Source organism: Microbulbifer jejuensis, from assembly GCF_047289955.1.
In the GTDB taxonomy this organism is placed as follows: Bacteria; Pseudomonadota; Gammaproteobacteria; order Pseudomonadales; family Cellvibrionaceae; genus Microbulbifer.
Genome location: NZ_JBLBUB010000027.1, coordinates 34,938 through 51,214, shown reverse-complemented (window position 1 = coordinate 51,214; position 16,277 = coordinate 34,938). Strand labels below are relative to the sequence as shown.

Genomic DNA, 16,277 nt, shown 5'->3' with positions numbered 1-16,277 from the left:
CCGCTCCAGTATAGTTAAGCGCCACCAGGGGGTTTTTAATCCTGCCTGAAAGTGGGGGTATAATCCCGCGTTTGCCAATGCTGTATGAATCATGAGTCACACCGAAGCGGAAAAAACACTGGGGGCACTGCAGGCCCGCATCTCCGTCTGTATGGGGCGAGACCGCCACTCACTGCGTCGGGCTGTTAAGAATGTGCGCCGGCATCAGAAGGAGGGCAAGCCGGTGGACCGCTTACTGGTCCAACTGGAGCAACAGTTGCAGGCGTCCGAGGCGCTGGCAGAGGTGCGCCGGCGCAAACTGCCCGAGGTGCAGTGGCCGGAAGCATTGCCAGTGGTGGCGCGGCGCGAGGAAATTGCCGAGCTGATCGAAAAGCATCCGGTCGTGGTGGTCGCCGGTGAGACGGGTTCTGGTAAAACCACTCAGTTGCCAAAAATCTGTCTGTCCCTGGGGCGCGGTATATACGGCCAGATTGGCCACACCCAACCGCGCAGGATTGCCGCGCGCACCGTGGCCAATCGTATTGCCGAAGAACTGCAGCAACCGCTGGGGGAGTCTGTTGGCTACCAGGTGCGCTTTACCGATCACAGCACTGAGCATACCCATGTAAAGCTGATGACCGACGGTATTTTGCTGGCGGAAATCCAGCGCGACCCCTTGCTGAGTCAATACGATACGCTGATTATCGATGAAGCCCACGAGCGCAGCCTGAATATCGACTTCCTGCTGGGTTATTTGAAAACGATTCTGCCCAAACGCCCGGACCTCAAATTGATTATTACCTCTGCTACCATCGACCTGGAAAAATTCTCCCGACATTTTGATGGTGCACCGATTATTGAAGTTTCCGGGCGTACCTATCCGGTGGAAATGCACTATCGCCCCGCGACCGACAGCGATGTGGATCTTAACGAGCAAGTGGTTGCCGTGGTGGAGGCGCTGCTGCACGAGGAGAAATCCAGCCATCGGCGCGGCGGCGACTTTCTGGTATTTATGAGTGGCGAGCGGGAAATCCGCGAGTGTGCCAAAGCCCTGCGGGATGCACAGATCGCGCAGCTGGAGGTACTGCCCCTATACGCCCGCCTGAGCCTGGCTGAGCAGGCCAGGGTTTTTCACGGGCACAAAGGCCGCCGGGTGGTGCTTGCCACCAATGTGGCGGAGACCTCTATTACCGTGCCGGGCATTCGCTATGTAATCGACCCGGGCACTGCGCGTATCAGTCGCTACAGCTATCGCAGCAAGATCCAGCGCCTGCCGGTGGAGGCAGTTTCCCAGGCCAGTGCCAACCAGCGCGCCGGTCGCTGTGGCCGTGTGAGCGCCGGTGTCTGTGTGCGCCTGTATGAGGCGCGTGATTTCGAACAGCGCCCGGAATTTACCGACGCGGAAATCCTGCGCACCAATCTGGCCGCAGTGATCTTACAGATGCTGCAACTGCGCATCGGGGATATCCGCGAGTTCCCCTTTGTCGATCCGCCGGACCCGCGTCTGATCAACGACGGCTACAAGCTGCTGCAGGAGTTACAGGCGGTGGATGCCCAGGGCAGGGTGACCAGGCTTGGTCGCATCCTGTCACGACTGCCGCTGGACCCGCGCCTGAGTCGTATACTGTTGGCCGGGGTGGAAAATGGCAGCGCGCGCGAAGTGCTGATTATTGTCGCCGCCCTGGCCGTGCAGGACCCGCGCGAACGCCCGGCGGAGAAGCGCCAGGCCGCCGATGAGAAGCACCGACAGTGGCAACATGCGCAATCAGACTTTCTCTCTTTCGTGCAACTGTGGGATGCGTTTGAGGCCCAGCGCCAGGCACTCAGCCAGAATCAGCTGCGCAAGTGGTCCCAGAAGAATTTCCTGTCCTGGCTGCGCATGCGCGAGTGGAGGGACATCCATCACCAGTTGCGGGTGGCTTGCCGGGAACTGGAAGTGAAAGAAAATAAAGAACCGGCGGAGTATGAGGCGGTGCACCGGGCCATAGTGACGGGCCTGCTTGGCAATATTGGTGTGCGGGATGAAAACAAAGAATTCAACGGCTGTCGCAATCGCCGCTACCATATTTTCCCCGGCTCCGGCCAATTCAAAAAACCACCGCGCTGGATAGTGGCCGCCCAGCTGTTGGAGACCAGCCGCCTGTTTGCTCATACGGTGGCGAAAATAGAGCCGGACTGGGTGTTGGCTGCAGCGCAGTATCTGGTTAAGCGCACGTATTTCGAGCCCCATTACGATGCCCGCTCCGGCCAGGTGATGGCCTTTGAAAAGGTCTCCCTTTACGGCTTGGTCCTGGTGGAAAAGCGCCGTATCCCCTACGCCAAGCTGGACCCAAAAACGGCCCGTGCAGTCTTTATTCGCCAGGCATTGGTGGAGCAGCGCTACCGCGGCAAGGGTCGCTTCTACGCGCACTACACCGATCTGCTGCAAGCCCTGGAGGGGCTGGAAGCCAAATCCCGCCGCCGGGATATTTTGGTGGATGATACGGTGATCTACCGCTTTTTCGATGAGCGTATACCGGCAGATATTGTCAACCTGGCCGGATTCGAACACTGGCGTAAGAAGGTCGAATCCAGTGACCCACAGTTGCTGCTGATTCCCCGCGGCCTCCTGATGCAGCAGAGTGCAGAGCATGTGGGCGAGGCGCAATTCCCCGATGAACTGCAGGCAGGCGGTATTGTATATCCGCTCAGCTATCACTTCGAGCCGGGCAGTGTGGATGACGGTGTGAGTATCCAGGTACCGGTGGCCGCTCTGCACCAAGTGCCGGCAGCGCGCCTGACCTGGCTGGTGCCCGGTATCCTGCGTGACAAATGCATCGCTTTGGTGAAAGCCCTGCCCAAACAGTGGCGCAAGTCATTTGTACCGGTACCGGCGGCCGTAGACCAAGCGTTGCCGAGACTGCGTGCGGATAACACACCCCTGTGGCAGGCGCTGGCGCTGGCGCTGCAGCGGCAGACCGCCCGGCAACTGCCCGACAGCGCCTGGGAGTCGGCCGAATACGCCCTGGAGGATTATTACCGCTTCAATATTCAGGTTCTGGATGAGTCGGGCAAACTGCTCGATCAGGATCGCGATCTCCTGGTGCTGCAGGCGCGCTATCGCGATCGGGTACAGCGGGGGCTGGCGAGTGCGGGTGATCGCTTTGAGCGCGATGGACTCACCCGCTGGGATTTCGGCGAGCTGCCGGAAACCCATATCCTCAATCAGGGCGGTCTCAAAGTGCGCGCTTACCCGGCCTTACAGGAGGCGGGAGACAGTGTGTCCCTGAAGCTACTGGATAACCCCGATGAAGCGCGGCGGGTGAGCCGCGCGGGTATCTGCCGCTTAGCCCTGTTGCACCTGCCCGAAAAGGTGAAATACCTGCGTAAGGAGCTACTGCGTGGCCAGGAGTTGGGGCTTTCGAGCGCCGACCTGGGTCGGCGCGAGGAGGTGGCGGACGATATTCTTATAGCCGCTGTGCGTGAAGTCTTTTGGCCCAAGGAGCAGTGGCCGCGCACCCAGGCCGAATTCCTGTCCGCCCTGCAGGAAGATGGTGATCTGGTTGGAGTGGCGCGGGAGTTCGGAGACCTGCTGGTCAAGGCCCTGGCCCTGCTGGTGCCGCTGCGCAAGCAGATCAAGCAGCAGAAAAATCTGGCGGTGGCCATGGCGGTGGGTGATATCCAGCAGCAACTGGCGGGCCTCTTCTACCGCGGTTTCCTGTTTGATACCCCCCGGGCATGGTTGCGCCAGTATGGCCGCTATCTGAAAGCCGTTGGTCTGCGCCTGGAGAAGGCCGGTCTGGACCCCAATCGTGATCGCAAGTTGCAGGTTGAGTACCACCGGGCCGCCGAGCCCTATGGCAATCAGGAGGAAAAGCATTCGAGAAGAGCATTGGCGGCCGTGGCCCCATTGGTAGAATACCGCTGGATGTTGGAGGAGTTTCGGGTTTCCCTGTTTGCCCAAAGCCTGAAAACACTGATGCCCGTGTCAGCAAAGCGTCTTCACAGGGCCTGGATGGAAATTGAGCGAAGTGGCTTGGCTGATGCCGACTATTGGTAAACGGTCACGAAAAAAAGCGGCCAATCGTGTAATATTCTGCCGACCGGCCCGACAGAAACACTGAAAACAGACGAAGCGCTTGGCAGGGCGAAGTAAATTGGCGGTTTTCGGGCTGGCCTTGTCGCCTAACTTTTTTCTTCACAGCACTATACTAACGCGGGAGAAAAGAGAGTCTTAAGTGCTTTTTTATTACTCTGGGTATTAGCTAGGAGATTCGTTATGAACAAGAAGCATCTTTCCCCGGTAGCGGCTGCCGTTGGCGCGGCGTTTATTGCCTCGGCAGCGATGAGTGTCTCTGCTGCCAGCAGTACTGCCAATCCGTTTGCCGCCCAGGATCTGACCTCCGGTTACAATCTGGCTCTCGCTGACCAACACGGCGATAAAAAGAAGGAAGGCAAGTGCGGCGAAGGCAAGTGCGGCGAAGGTAAAAAGAAGGAAGGTAAGTGCGGCGAGGGCAAGTGCGGCGAAGGTAAAAAGAAGGAAGGTAAGTGCGGCGAAGGCAAGTGCGGCGAAGGTAAAAAGAAGAAGGAAGGGAAGTGTGGTGAGGGTAAGTGTGGCGGCTAATTAGACTTCCTGTCTGTCCTGGGTAGAACCGCGGTTGCGTTTTACCCCGGCATTCATTCCCTTGATCCGGCAATCAAAGCGGTTTCCCATGCGCTATTTGATTGTCGGCCCTGAAATACGGGTGCTATTTTTTGGCACAGTGTGTATTTCAGGGGCTCGCCGCCGCTCCTGGCCGATGGTGGCACCACTCTGTGCCGCATTGACCCCGCAGGGTATTGAGTGGTTGGGTTAACAAGCAAACATCAATGCGAGGCAAAACGTGGTGCCCAAGTATCCAGTTGAAGGAGCCGGTCTCGGATTGCGTCGCTCGATGATGGGCGAGAAATTGCAATCCGATGCGGTAGATTTCCTTGAAGTGGCGCCGGAGAATTGGATTGGTGTCGGTGGGCGCTACGGCCGGTGGTTTCGTGAATACACCGAACGCTTTCCTTTTATGCTGCATGGCCTGTCTCTGTCGATTGGGGCATCTGAGCCTCTGGATATGGAGCTGGTTGGATCAGTCAAGCAATTTATCCGTGAACACGATATCCGCTGTTACAGCGAGCATCTCAGCTATTGTTCCGATCAGGGCCACCTTTACGACCTGCTGCCGATACCTTTTACCTCGGAAGCGGTGATGCACGTCGCCGAGCGCATTCGTATCGTGCAGGATGTGCTGGGGGAGCGGATCGCGATGGAAAACGTTTCCTATTATGCAGCCCCTGGACAGGAGATGAGCGAACTGGCTTTTCTCAAGGCAGTACTGGCAGAGGCAGACTGCGATCTTCTGCTGGATGTAAACAATATCTACGTTAACGCCATCAACCACCGTTACGATTCCTTGGAGTTTCTGCGGGGACTTCCCACAAAAAGAGTGCGTTATATCCATGTTGCAGGTCACTATGATGAGGCGGACGATCTAAAAGTGGATACCCACGGTGCTCCGGTGATTGACCCCGTATGGCAACTGCTGGACAAGGCCTATGAGATCCACGGTGTGATGCCAACTCTGCTGGAGCGCGATTTCAATATTCCGCCCCTGCCGGAATTGCTTGAAGAAGTCGGACAGATCAAGGCGATTCAGGCCAGTCACCTGGTAGAAGAAAATTATGTCCTCAGTAGCCGATAAGCCCTGTGGGTTCCAGAGTCTGCAGAGGGATTTTGCCGCTCATTTGCGCGCCCCGGATGTAAATACCCCGCCCGCGAACATTGAGGCGCGGAGGCTGGCTATTTACCGGGACCTGATTTACAGCAACATCGAATCCTTTATTTCGAGTGGTTTCCCGATACTGCGCAGTTTGTACAGTGATACCCACTGGCACAACATGGTGCGCGATTTTATTCGCCAGCATGCGGCAACCAGCCCCTACTTTCTGCAGATTAGTGAAGAGTTCCTCTCCTACCTGCAACATGAACGGGGCCAGCGGGAAGAAGACCCGCCTTTTTTGTTGGAGCTGGCCCACTACGAGTGGGTGGAGTTGGCACTTGATGTCAGTGTCGCAGAAATACCGACCGGCTTGCGCCAAGCCGGCGATGTGCTCGAATCTGTGCTGGTGGTATCGCCACTGGTGTGGAGTCTCAGCTATCGATATCCCGTACACCGTATCGGGCCGGACTTTCAGCCCCAGGAGCCTTCGGAAACCCCGACCTTTTTGTTGGTGTATCGCGGGCGCGATGATGAAGTCCATTTTATGGAGGTCAATGCAGTAACGGCACGCCTGTTGCAGCTGGCCTCTGAGGAAGATGCCATGGGCGCACAACTGCTCACGCAGATTGCCGGAGAATTGCCCCAAGTGGACAGTGGCTCCCTACGCACGTTTGGTGTCGCGCTATTGCAGAAACTGCTGGACAATGGTGTTATCGCCGGCTTGAGAGCCTAGTGCTTGCCTGAAACTGGGTTATCTTTGATGAATCCCGGCAGCTGTGCCCCCGAGGGTGGCTTATGCTGCGCGGGGGCATTAGAATTCCTGGCCTGCGTGTTTGATAGAAGAGGAGCGAGGTTTTGCTGGGACGTACAGCATTTTCGGCCTGGTTGATCGCTGCATTCCTGTCGATTTCTCCAGTGGCCGTATTGGCACAAAAAGATCCATTTGGAGCCGTATCAGCGGAAACCGGTACCGATGAACAGCCGGGATCTACCGGGCAGACTAACGCCGGCGACAACAGTGGATCACTGGAAGAAGAATACGGTTTTGATCCCGCGGATGAGTATGGCGATGCGGATGGTGCGGACTTTTCCCTGCGCGATCCCTGGGAGGGATTCAACCGTGCCATATTTGTTTTCAATGATGGGGCTGATCGCTACGTGTTGAAGCCCGCTGCGGTAAGTTATCGACAGATAACCCCGATATTTATGCAACACGGCATCAGCAATTTCTTCAGCAATCTGAGAGAGGTGACCAATACCTTCAATGGTTTGCTTCAGGGCAAGTTGGGCCAGGCAGGTAACGATGCGGGTCGTTTCCTGGTTAACAGCACGGTCGGTATTGTCGGTATCCTGGACGTAGCACAGTATATGGGGCTGGAAGAGGGCGATGGTGAAGACTTCGGTCAGACACTGGCGGTGTGGGGCGTGCCCTCGGGGCCCTACCTGGTCTTGCCGCTACTGGGGCCTTCCACGGTGAGGGATACACCGGCCAGGGTGGTGGATCACTATACTAATCCTATTACGTACGTGGATCACGACCCCACCCGTTACACACTCAGGGCGACTGATATCATCCAGGATCGTGCCAGTCTGCTGGAAGCGGAATCCCTGCTACAGGGCGATCGCTATGTCTTACTGCGCGACGCCTATCTACAGCGCCGGGATTTCCTGATCGTGGATGGCGAGATCGACGTGGACAGCGAAGCCGAAGCTGCCGAAGCGATTGACCAGGCTGAAGTCGAGGAGTCCAGTGACTACTGATCACCCCGTAGTGACACCTGCCCCCCCCAGGGCCACTTATGGCCAGCCCAAATAGCCTGTTAATGACTGAAGACGAGCACGCCCGCGATTTTTTGCGCGGGGTGCTCTCCAAGCATGGGTTTCACGTTACCCTGGCCTCCACCGGACACGGGGGTATGGAGCAGTTTTCCCCGGGCCTTTTTCAGCTGGTAGTGGTGGATCTCCAATTAACGGATGTCAGTGGGCTGGAGATACTGCGTAAGGTCAAGCGACAATCGCCGGAAACGGCGGTTATCATGATCTCCGACAGCTTAGAAGTAAACGAAGTGTTGCACACCATTCGCCTCGGCGCCTGTGACTACTTCCTGAAACCTATTGAGCAGGAAACCCTGATGGACCGGGCTATCTGCCGCATCTCCGAGGCAGAAAATCTCGCCCAGCAGAACCGGGAGTACCGGCAGGCGCTGGAGTGTCGCAATCGGGAGTTGTCTGATCATATTGAGTTGCTGAGGCGCGACCAGGAAGCGGGACGCCTGTTGCAGCAACACCTGCTACCACGCACGCCCTATCGCTACCCTGGTGGCGTTGAGGCTGCCTATTTTCTGGTTCCCTCCCTGTACCTCAGTGGCGACTTTGTCGATTACGGTCTTTTTGGTGAACGCTTTGTGGCCTTCTATTTGGTGGACGTCTCCGGGCATGGTGTCTCATCGGCACTGGTCACCGCGCTGATCAAGCACAGCATTATGCACTGCCTGCGGGAGCGGCCGCTGTTTACCCATCCCGAATTCCTCAATGCGGACTTGCTTGAAATGCTTGACCTGATAAACCGTGAGCTTTTATCCACACCCATGGATAAGCATGCCAGCATGTTTGTCGGCGTGATTGATACGGCGGAAAATCAGTTGCTCTATTCTGTAGCGGGACAAATCCCCATGCCAGCCCTTGTCACTGCCGGTGATGCCGAATGGCTGGCCGGAAAGGGGCGGCCTTTGGGAATCTTCGAACGGGGTGACTGGCAGGTAATGTGCGTTGAACTCCCGTCCAACTGGCAACTGGTAGCCTGTTCCGATGGAGTGCTGGAGCTGCTCCAGGGAAACCTGTTGGAAAAAGAGGCGCGGCTTTTGCAGCTGATTGCGGAAAGTGGGGGCGAACTGGAACAATTGCGCAAAAGCCTGAAAGTGGATACTTATGGTGCCCTGCCAGACGATATGACTATCCTCACGATGGGGCACAAATAGGAACAGTATTTAATCTGACCAATCAGTCAAGATTCATACCCTGATGCTCTTGTCAGTGCGCGCGGTCGGGAGTAAGCTCTGCTCACTTTATACACAAATTGGCGTGAAGTGGCAGAACCGCCGAGGGCGATTGTGTTCTCTGCCAGGGAATTTTTGCTATCCGCCTGCACATCGGCTTTATTGTGCTTGCGGGTGAACCGGGGGTTGTTATGCAGTCCGGGCAAATTATGGTTGGAACCCACGAGGGTGTTTACATTATCAAGCTGGTCGGCGATGTTCGGCTCGACCTCTGTACCACCTTCGATAGTTTTACCGAAGACATGATCGGGCAGGATGATTTTGCCGGAGTTGCTTTTGACCTACACGAAGCACAGGGAATCGACAGCACCACCCTGGGTTTGATCGCCAAGATTGCGATGCATGTGCTGGAACACGGCTGCAAGAAGCCCCTGGTGTTTTGTTCGGACCAGGGTATCCGGCATCTGTTTGATGCAATGGGATTCGATGCGCTGGTAGAAATCAGTGATGAGCGGCAAAAATTCCCCGGACAAACCACACTCTTGGTGCCCAAGGCGCCGGATGAGTGCGGAGCACGGGAGAAGGTATTGGAGGCTCATCGTATATTGATGAGTATGAACGAAAAAAATGCGGAGACATTTCGCGATCTGGTACACACCCTCGAATGGGAGTGTGAGCTACCGGGAAAGTCTTCTTCGCAACCGTAGTGATCACTCGGCGGCAGAGCGAATCTTGCCGGTGCCTACTTTCCAATCAGGCTTCCTTCATATCCCGCGCTTCGGCTCGGGCTTTGGTAAACAGCCCGTGGGGCAAATAGATCAGCTCGGACACCCGGCGAATCAGGTACTCTTCGAAGGCTTCGATCACATTGTCGGAAAAGGCCACCTGCCACATTTGAAGCACCAGAAGATACTTGTCCTGCACGCTGAACTGATCGTTTACCGCCTGGGTGAATTCAAATAGCGAGGTAGCCTGATCTCTCTGTGCTATGGCTTCATCGATGATTACGCTCGCGCTGTCGGCATCCAGTGCGTAATGCTGGCGCAACAGCTGGGTGAGGGTGTCGCGCTCACGTTGTTCCAGCTCTTGATCAACAGTGGCCACCTCAACCAGAAGTGCGGCACTGATCATGCGCATGTCGATTGCACTGCGCGTTTCTACATCGGCACTGCTGCCAATCTGTTTAAACAACTTACGGATTTGTTGCAGCATCGGTTTTCTGGTGTCCTATTACTTGGCTCTGCAACAGCATTTCAAGGCGCTGCTGATCTTTGGCAAAATTGCGGATACCTTCGGCGAGCTTCTCTGTCGCCATGGCGTCACTGTTTAGCTGGTAGCGGAATTCCGCCTCGCTCAGTCTCCGGGCGGGGCGCGATTGGGGCTTGATATTGGTGGGCAGCCCGCTTTCAAGCTTCTCTGTATTTTCCTCCAGTGCCTGCAGCAACTGGGGACTGATGGTCAGGCGGTCGCAACCGGCCAGGGCTTCAATCTCCCCGCTATTGCGGAAGCTGGCGCCCATCACGATGGTATCGTAGTCGCGGGACTTGTAGTAGTGGTAAATATTGCGCACTGAGACAACTCCGGGGTCCTCTTCCCCACAGTATGCCTTGGGTTCCCCGTTGGCCAGATGCCAGTCGAGTATGCGGCCGACAAAGGGGGATATCAGGCTGATATCTGCCTCGGCGCAGGCGATAGCCTGGCACAGGCTAAACAACAGCGTCAGGTTGCAGCGGATATCCTCGCGTTCCAGTATTTCCGCTGCGGTTATACCCTCCCAGGTGGCGGCGACTTTTATCAATACCCGTTCTCGCGGCACACCCACACGTTCGTAAAGGGCGACCAGGTGGCGCGCGTAGTCGATGGTGGCGCGGCTATCAAAGGAGAGGCGCGCATCCACTTCTGTCGAAACCACGCCCGGAACCAACTGTAAGATCTCCGCTCCGATATCGACGGCCAGCTTAATGGCGGCCAGCCGTGCAGTTTCAGCCGGGTTTTTGTATCCCTGGTGGCGTTGCACCCAGTCCAGAGACTCACCGATAAGCCCCTTGTACTGCGGAAGCTGGGCAGCCTTGTACAGCAGGGAGGGATTGGTGGTGGCGTCATGGGGCCGATACCGACGAATGGCCTCAATGTCGCCGGTATCGGCCACAACCTGACTGCGCTTTTTGAGCTGTTCCAGTTTATTCATCGCATTTCCCTTGTTTGTTGGCCGGCTTGCTCCTGCAAAAGTGCCGGCTGTTGGCCGCAAAGACTATATGGCATGAGTGACCAGTGCCAAAGCTTCAGACACGATTTCCGGTCCAGCTCCTTTCCTGTGGGCATTTTCGCTGATGTGGCGCCGAAAGCGTTTTGCGCCCGGCAGGCCCTGAAAGAGTCCGAGCATATGGCGGGTAATATAGTTGAGTCGCTGGCCGCGGCCGAGTTCCCGTTCGATATAGGGCAGAATCTGCTCGACGACTTGGGTTGCATCCGGCCCCTCTTTTTCGCCAAACAGCTGATTGTCTACTTGCGCCAATAGGGAGGGATTTTGGTAGGCGGCGCGCCCCAGCATCACACCATCAACGTGTTGTAAATGGTGCTGGCATGCTTCCAGAGAATGGATACCACCGTTGATGACAACCTGCAAATCCGGGTAGTCCTTTTTCAGTTGGTAGACTAAATCGTAATTGAGTGGGGGTATTTCCCGGTTCTCCTTGGGGCTGAGACCTTGTAGCCAGGCTTTGCGGGCATGCACGATAAAGGTGTTGATGCCCACCGCTGCCTGGGCTTCCACAAAGCGGGCCAGGCCCGCGTAGTCTTCCATGTCGTCTATCCCGATACGGTGCTTTACTGTCACGGGAATTGTGACGGCTGCGCGCATGGCGGCGAGCCCGGCCGCAACCGTATCCGGGTCTGCCATAAGGCAGGCGCCAAACCGGCCAGACTGGACCCGGTTGCTGGGACAACCACAATTGAGATTGATTTCGGAATAACCCCACCCCTCGGCGATACGGGCACATTCCGCCAGTGCCTGTGGGTCGCTGCCACCCAGTTGCAGGGCCAGGGGCTGTTCGACGGCATCAAACTGTAGATGTCGCTCCCGGTCACCGTGCAGTATTGCACCGGTGGTGACCATTTCGGTATAGAGACGCGCGTGTTTGCTCAGGAGGCGCCACAGATAGCGGCAATGGCGGTCACTCCAGTCCAAAAGTGGCGCAGTACAAAAGCGGTGCGAGTTGTATTCAGGCATAACTAATTGATTTTAAAGGGGTATATCAAATTCTAAGCCGATGTTTCAAAGTTGCAAAAGGCGCCTAAAAACCCCATTTTAACCTGTTTTTACACCCACAGTGGTACAATAATGGTACAAGAAAAAGCTTGTACCAGTGAGAAATCAATGGCCACGATTCGGGCACGCAAGAATGCGAAAGGGGAAGTGCGTTATACGGCGCAAATCCGCATTTTTAAGAACTCTAAGTTAGTTTACACAGAGGCGGAAACATTCGGCAAAAAGGCACTGGCAAAGGCGTGGGTTGATAGACGAGAACTGGAACTTAGCGACCCGGACCAGTGGCGCAAACATCAGCAGCGCGGCATCACGGTAGGCCATGTACTGCAAACCTACCTGGATGACTTTATTGAGGTTGGTAGTTTTGGGCGCAGCAAATTGGCCACGATAAAAATGCTGATACGGCGCCCGGATATTGCCGACTTGGATGCCGTACATTTACGCCGTAAAGAGGTTTTGGAATATTTGCGCAGACGATTAAAAGAAGCGAAACCTCAAACGGTTAAAAACGACATTATGTGGTTGTCGGTTGCTTTTCGTACCATCGCCGCAAGTCGGGAGTGGCCCATTGCTGCTGATGAAGTGGCTACTGCGTTTGATGTGGCTGTGCGCACACGCATGGTGACCCGTGCAGAGAAACGTGACCGCAGGCCGACGCTGGCAGAGTTGGAGACGATAATCGATTATTGCCGTTCCAGCCGAAAATTGACAATTCCCATAGATGAGTTGGTACTGTTTGCTATTTTCTCTGCGCGAAGGATGGAAGAGATTACTGGGCTGCTTTGGGATGATCTGGATGATGAGCGTCGGCAGATTCTGGTGCGAGATGCCAAAGATCCTGTTCGCCCGGTGTCATTCTGGGCACACTTGCCGGATGAAGCGCTAGCCGTGATTCAGCGCCAGCCACGTGTTGATAAATGTATATTCCCCTATCAATCGAAATCAATTGGCGGTCGGTTTGGGGTAATTAACAAAGTGCTGGAAATCAAAGATTTGCGCTTTCACGATTTGCGCCATGAAGCAGCGAGCTATTGGTTTGAGCGCGGCTTTCCGATCCAGCGGGTAGCACAGATCACTGGCCATCGTTCCTGGTCTACACTTCAGCGTTATACGCACCTCTATGAATTTGGTGAGGTGGATAAGTACGCTGGCTGGAGATACCGGCCCACTCTCAAGAGTTGTTTAAACGCTGCCAGTCATTCATAGCTTGCTTGCGGCAACCATCAATATGTTGTGCTAAGTCATTAGCACTGATCAACCATTCACTTTTCTGCGATCCTCCACGATAAGCGGGCACGGGGAGTTGGTGTAAACGTGCGCGTTCCATTGCTTTGCGTGGCAACATTCCGAAATATTTCTCACAGCATTTCTTAAGAGGGATATCCACACTACCGAACTCAGCCATTAGTAAAAATACTGTATTCACTTTTTGGTTTCCTCTCCGTTGAGAGCTTCCAGTCTGAACTTCTTTAGCGCTGTCTTAGGTTCTGTCATGTCGGCTCTCCTATCCTTTGGTCTTCAGCCAAACAAAATCCATGGCCGTCACGAGTGATTTCTCCTGCCTGCTCCAGGGCATCGAAAACGGGTTTTACGAATCTATTACCGCCGCGCACGGCGTTGTTGATGCGCCTCAGCACGGGGCGGGTGCCGAATTCACCGGCGCAAATACGGTCGGCTAGCTCAATCTGTTCCTGGCTGAGATCGGCGTTTACAAGCCGTTTACCGACCGTTGACAAGCGTTTAGCTGGCATTGAGGGCCGTTTACAAACCGTTGACAACTGTTGGGGGTGTGTTGAGGAATCTTGCTCTTCCGTTGACAACCGTTTACCTACTGTTAACAGCTGTTTAGCGTCAGATGGCAACCGTTTCGGCTCCATTGGCGACCGTTTACCGACCGTTAACAAATGTGTTAACAGCCGTTTACAAGTTGTTAACGGCCGTTTACAAGCCGTTGACAACGGTTGAGCATCCGTTGACAGCCGTTTACAAACCGTTGAGGCAGCGTTAAACGCTAGTAACGCTACCAGCCCTACCACATCTGTGATGATTGCCAGGGCGAGGAATCCGGCGTGCTGTAATCGCACGGGGTCTGTATTGAGCATGCTGGCCAGGCTGTTAAATGCACCGTGTGTGCTGGCGCCTGGTTGGGCTTTGGATAAGTTTTCGATCAACTGGCTGCGCTGGCCTTCCAAGGCGCGCAATTGGGCGGCGGTATCAATGGCGCGCTGGCGGTAACCGTTGGCGGCGTCTGTGGCGATCAGGCCGTTGAGGCTGTTGATCTGCTCTTTAATACTGTTGAGCTGCTGTTCAAGCGCTTGGTATTCGAGGCTGCCCTGGGTGCTGCGTTGCTGCTGTTCTTCACTGTGTGTGGCGAGAAAACCAACGGTGGCGACAATACTGATCACCACCAGTAATGGCCAGAGTACGAGGAGGACATGGCCACTGAGCTGTCCCTGGGAGCGCAGCCAGAGGCCCAGAGGCGCAAAACTAAACTTACACAGCTCCAGAGCAACGGCGGTAAGTCCGGCCACTACCTGGCTGCCGGTAGTGCTGGGTATAGCGATCCACAGCTGCACAGTAAAGGCGAGGCTGGTGCCGCAGAAAATGAGTGCGGCGATGCCGGTGAGGGATTGCCAAAGCCTCACAACTCAGCCCTCACCCCTGACCGCAGCTTCTGTCATAGCCTTGTAAATCTCTTTGGCGGTAGTCCAGGGTACGGTGATTTCCTGTAGATATTCGCCGGAGCCCTGGCAGTATTCACAGTCATCGCGATGGCCTTCAAGTAAGCACTGGCCGCAAGCTTCCTCTCGGAAGAAGGTGTGCTCACCAATGCATTGCGATTTCATCGTATTGGTGATCAGTGGGCGACCGTTGCGAATATCTATGGGCACGGTTAAATGTTTCATGCGAATTCCTTTTATTGGGTGCCGGCCTTCCACCGGACTCGAGATCACCAATCCTAGTTGGGGAAGAAAAATAGACTGTCAATCAAGAGAAGAAAAAACAGTCTAATTTTCGCCAGTGATTCTAAAATCAAATTTCATTCATTTTCTTGTACCAAGTTGATTAAAATATTAAATACTGTCACCCACAAAGCCCACACTAGGCGGGCTGAGGGAGTTATTTAGGGGTGTGATTATTCGTCTTTCCTTTCCTTTAACTTGCCGTCAACGATGGTATAAACGGTTACCTCTTCGGTTTCTTTGTCGAAGATTTGTACCCAGTTAGCAAAGGAATTTTCTTTGGGAATTTGCTCAACTTTTTCTTTTGCTTTCTCGAGGGTTTCGAATGACTCCAATAAATCTTTTGCGCCACCTATCATCAGGTTGTAGCTACCGCAAAAAACTGCGTATCGCCTCATTGAATATTGCTCCTTTTAAAAAGGGGCCCAGTACCTGCGACCCAAGCAGTGGGGTACAGCCATCAGCTAATTACGCAGCAAAACTGCCGATATAGGTGTTGATTTTGGCGGGCTTGAATACATTGGCCAATTTTTCCTGTAACTCCTTGCCCATATCCTCTTGGGTCGCTTCCAGGCGCTTAATGCGGGCAGTGAGTGTGGGTGCGTCACCACCTGTAAGAATGGACAGGCGTAGGTCGAAGCTGCGAGAGTCCAGGCCGTTGTAGGGGGTGCATTCAAATCTAAAGCCCGCTGGTAAGCCTTCATCACTGCGGGCTTCGATTTTTTCCAAAGCACTACGGCTTGTATTGAAGTCCTGAGTCTCGTGCTCTTCTTTTCTGGAGGATTCGATGGTAAGGCGGCGTATTGCAGCAACGGCTTTACTGTTCGGGATTGTCTCGCCGTCACTGGAATAGCAGGTAATGTTGTCCGTATGGTCCTCCATAAACTCTGCCATGTACTTCTGTTTGCAGCGGTCGCCGTTCAGTTGCAGCAAGGCTTTAAGCTCTGCGGTTTGGATAAGGCTGAGTTTTGCGATGAAGTCAGCATGGCCGGGCTCTAATACGCTGCCCAGGTTGAAAACAGATCGTGCTGTCATACGCTGTGGGTCGACGAAACAAGCAGATTCAGCTCCGCCGAACTCCAGACAATAAGAAGTGAAATCCTCTAGTGCGACAGTTTCCATCAGGCCACGGTAGCGGTTGCGGCCTGGGAGATACTTTTCCAGGCTGTGAATTTTGAATCCTTCTGGAGCGGCCATGATTGGCATATCCAAGTTAGCGCTGCCGATGGTGGCTGCCAACTCTGCGGTGGTTTGAGATTCCTTGATCTCCTTGATTGCGCTTTGATCCATGAGCATTTGCAATTTTCCTTTAGTGGTCTTGGTAAGTGATTACTGAAAGCCG

Annotated in this window: 16 protein-coding genes; 8 read left to right on the top strand and 8 right to left on the bottom strand. The window is 54.8% G+C overall.

Translation table 11 applies throughout. The features are described 5' to 3' along the window. The first annotated feature begins 91 nt into the window (after positions 1-91). The 7 genes from hrpA (at position 92) to ACL7TT_RS16410 (ending at position 9,411) form a co-directional block, all read left to right on the top strand. The gene (gene hrpA / locus ACL7TT_RS16440; protein ID WP_413397021.1) at positions 92-4,018 is read left to right on the top strand and encodes an ATP-dependent RNA helicase HrpA; all 3,927 of its coding nucleotides are present in this window, start codon (positions 92-94) and stop codon (positions 4,016-4,018) included. Positions 4,019-4,237: 219 nt separating this feature from the next. Further along, entirely contained in the window at positions 4,238-4,582 is a 345-nt protein-coding gene (locus ACL7TT_RS16435) for an HvfA family oxazolone/thioamide-modified RiPP metallophore (RefSeq protein ID WP_413397020.1), read from the top strand. Between the two features lie 262 nt (positions 4,583-4,844). Next, entirely contained in the window at positions 4,845-5,690 is an 846-nt protein-coding gene (locus tag ACL7TT_RS16430) for an HvfB family MNIO-type RiPP peptide maturase (RefSeq protein WP_413397019.1), read from the top strand. Continuing rightward, positions 5,671-6,441: an HvfC family RiPP maturation protein gene (locus tag ACL7TT_RS16425; protein ID WP_413397018.1), complete on the top strand. Its 771-nt coding sequence runs from the start codon at positions 5,671-5,673 to the stop codon at positions 6,439-6,441. Before ACL7TT_RS16430 ends, ACL7TT_RS16425 begins: the two co-directional genes overlap by 20 nt. A 122-nt stretch (positions 6,442-6,563) precedes the next feature. Next, the gene (locus ACL7TT_RS16420; RefSeq protein ID WP_299947042.1) at positions 6,564-7,469 is read left to right on the top strand and encodes an MlaA family lipoprotein; all 906 of its coding nucleotides are present in this window, start codon (positions 6,564-6,566) and stop codon (positions 7,467-7,469) included. Between the two features lie 38 nt (positions 7,470-7,507). Then, positions 7,508-8,686: a PP2C family protein-serine/threonine phosphatase gene (locus ACL7TT_RS16415; RefSeq protein WP_413397017.1), complete on the top strand. Its 1,179-nt coding sequence runs from the start codon at positions 7,508-7,510 to the stop codon at positions 8,684-8,686. A 209-nt stretch (positions 8,687-8,895) separates the two neighbouring features. Then, positions 8,896-9,411, top strand: coding sequence for an STAS domain-containing protein (locus ACL7TT_RS16410; RefSeq protein WP_299947038.1), 516 nt, complete (start codon positions 8,896-8,898; stop codon positions 9,409-9,411). Between the two features lie 46 nt (positions 9,412-9,457). On the opposite strand, the gene ACL7TT_RS16405 is transcribed toward ACL7TT_RS16410, so the two are convergent. The 3 genes from ACL7TT_RS16405 to dusA form a co-directional block, all read right to left on the bottom strand. Beyond that, positions 9,458-9,916, bottom strand: coding sequence for a tellurite resistance TerB family protein (locus ACL7TT_RS16405; protein ID WP_299947035.1), 459 nt, complete (start codon positions 9,914-9,916; stop codon positions 9,458-9,460). Continuing rightward, complete coding sequence (tal, locus tag ACL7TT_RS16400; RefSeq protein WP_413397016.1) at positions 9,897-10,892, bottom strand: transaldolase; 996 nt, start codon at positions 10,890-10,892, stop codon at positions 9,897-9,899. The genes ACL7TT_RS16405 and tal overlap by 20 nt, the downstream gene beginning before the upstream one ends. Positions 10,893-10,955: 63 nt before the next feature. After that, a complete protein-coding gene (gene dusA, locus ACL7TT_RS16395; RefSeq protein ID WP_413397015.1) occupies positions 10,956-11,933 on the bottom strand; it encodes a tRNA dihydrouridine(20/20a) synthase DusA in 978 nt (325 codons plus the stop codon). Between the two features lie 111 nt (positions 11,934-12,044). On the opposite strand from dusA, the gene ACL7TT_RS16390 reads away from it, so the two are divergent. Further along, entirely contained in the window at positions 12,045-13,178 is a 1,134-nt protein-coding gene (locus ACL7TT_RS16390; protein WP_413397014.1) for a tyrosine-type recombinase/integrase, read from the top strand. Here the strand turns inward: ACL7TT_RS16390 and ACL7TT_RS16385 are convergent. The 5 genes from ACL7TT_RS16385 to ACL7TT_RS16365 all read right to left on the bottom strand — a co-directional run bounded on the left by ACL7TT_RS16385 (position 13,144) and on the right by ACL7TT_RS16365 (position 16,231). Beyond that, entirely contained in the window at positions 13,144-13,398 is a 255-nt protein-coding gene (locus ACL7TT_RS16385) for a pyocin activator PrtN family protein (RefSeq protein WP_413397013.1), read from the bottom strand. The genes ACL7TT_RS16390 and ACL7TT_RS16385 overlap by 35 nt on opposite strands. A 64-nt stretch (positions 13,399-13,462) precedes the next feature. Further along, positions 13,463-14,617: a hypothetical protein gene (locus tag ACL7TT_RS16380; protein WP_413397011.1), complete on the bottom strand. Its 1,155-nt coding sequence runs from the start codon at positions 14,615-14,617 to the stop codon at positions 13,463-13,465. Between the two features lie 3 nt (positions 14,618-14,620). After that, positions 14,621-14,878, bottom strand: a complete 258-nt coding sequence (locus ACL7TT_RS16375) for a hypothetical protein (protein WP_413397009.1) — start codon at positions 14,876-14,878, stop codon at positions 14,621-14,623. A 230-nt stretch (positions 14,879-15,108) separates the two neighbouring features. Beyond that, positions 15,109-15,333: a hypothetical protein gene (locus ACL7TT_RS16370; RefSeq protein ID WP_413397008.1), complete on the bottom strand. Its 225-nt coding sequence runs from the start codon at positions 15,331-15,333 to the stop codon at positions 15,109-15,111. 70 nt (positions 15,334-15,403) lie between these two features. Next, positions 15,404-16,231, bottom strand: a complete 828-nt coding sequence (locus ACL7TT_RS16365) for a DUF2303 family protein (protein WP_413397007.1) — start codon at positions 16,229-16,231, stop codon at positions 15,404-15,406. Positions 16,232-16,277: the final 46 nt, after the last annotated feature.